Annotated in this window: 1 protein-coding gene; it reads left to right on the forward strand. The window is 62.3% G+C overall.

From position 1 onward, the window contains the following. Nucleotides 1–75: 75 nt before the first annotated feature. Nucleotides 76–1,445, forward strand: a 1,370-nt coding sequence (locus tag ABWQ00_RS16045) for a hypothetical protein (RefSeq protein ID WP_353239659.1), incomplete at its 3' end; no start/stop codon positions are given.

Genomic DNA, 1,445 nt, shown 5'->3' on the forward strand with positions numbered 1-1,445 from the left:
CCGGACGAAAGCGTGCGAAGCCAACGGGCACCCGAGGGGGCGCTTGCAGAGGGATTTGTTGGCGCGAAGAAAGACATGTACTTGCTCAAGAAGGGTCCCGTCGGCTTGCTGGCTGCCTCCGTTGTCGCGGCCGGCGGAAGGCTGCGAGAGGGGTTTCTCCTGGACGTGCCCGACGAGCCAACCATCGACCTCCTCAGAGACCCTATACAGTGGCTCCGAAGCTGCATCATGCGAATTGGCCGACAATCTAGCTTGAGACGCCTCGCCAACAAACGGAGCAGTTTCCGACACGAGGGGGGCATAGACTGGCGGGCCAGCACAGCAGTCAGAGCTGCCATTTCCCCGGAGCAGCAGCAGGACTTGCTGTGCATCCAGGGAGGCGGCCTATGGACAGCCCACACCCTCAAGGCTGCCGGGCTCTTAGAGGATGATGTGTGCCCCTGGTGCGCACAGGACGTCGAAGATCTGGGGCACCTCTGGTGGAAGTGCCCTGCCTTTCGTGATGTACGTGAGCAAGCCTTGAGGGGCCAGAGCGTGGACTACACGATGTTGCCGCCTTGCTTGGCGTTGCATGGCCTGGTTCCTGAGATGGCGGCGGACGTCACCAAGGCCTTCTGGGTTACTGAAGAAGACGCCCCTGCTCTGGGCGTATGGGCGGGGGCGCAAGACTGGCAGGGCCATGTCCCCAGATGGGCAACAGAAGATGCTGGTCTCACTTGGGCCGACGTCCGAGGCTGGACCATGCGGCGGTTGCTGGCGCAGCTGGCCGGGCCTTTCCCGCACTATGCCCCCGAGGCTCCCGCTCGGGTGCCTGGGCGGGCCCCAGATGACATCAACGTGTACGTGGATGGTGGCCTGCGGCATGGGCCGCACTCGCCCGCCGCGCTGGGCAGCTGGGGCCTCTTCACGCGGGCGGAGCTCTCCGGAGAGGACACGGCTCTCTTGGAGAGATCTGGCTGGATTGACAGATTTGGTGACCGCATCTCGCTTTGGGGGCAGCTTGATGGACACCCCATCTCTTCCACTCGCTCTGAGGGATGGGGATTGATTGCAGCGCACATGCTGCCAATACCAGTGCACGTTGGTGTTGACAACAGCGGAGCGGATTCTAACGCGAACAAGATTCTGTCTGGCGAGTTCAACCTGGCCCGTAGGCCGTGGGGCATGAGGCCTGACGGTGATGTCTGGGGGCTTCTTCACTCGCTGATCGTGCAGCGTGGAGTTGGCGCCACGCGCGTTACCAAGGTTCGCGGTCATGCCACCTCGGCTATGGTCGACTCTGGCGCTGTTCGGCGCCAAGACATGATGGGCAACTATGCTGCGGCTGCAACTGTTGAAAGGGGATACCGCTCCTACAGGCCAAGCAGACTGGCCCTGGCTGCTCTGTTTGAGGAGAGGCACAAGCTGTACCTAGCTTTCTCCACCTGCATACAGCGGCTCATGTT

It is taken from the genome of Limnohabitans sp. (genome assembly GCF_040400975.1).
GTDB lineage: Bacteria > Pseudomonadota > Gammaproteobacteria > Burkholderiales > Burkholderiaceae_C > Limnohabitans_A.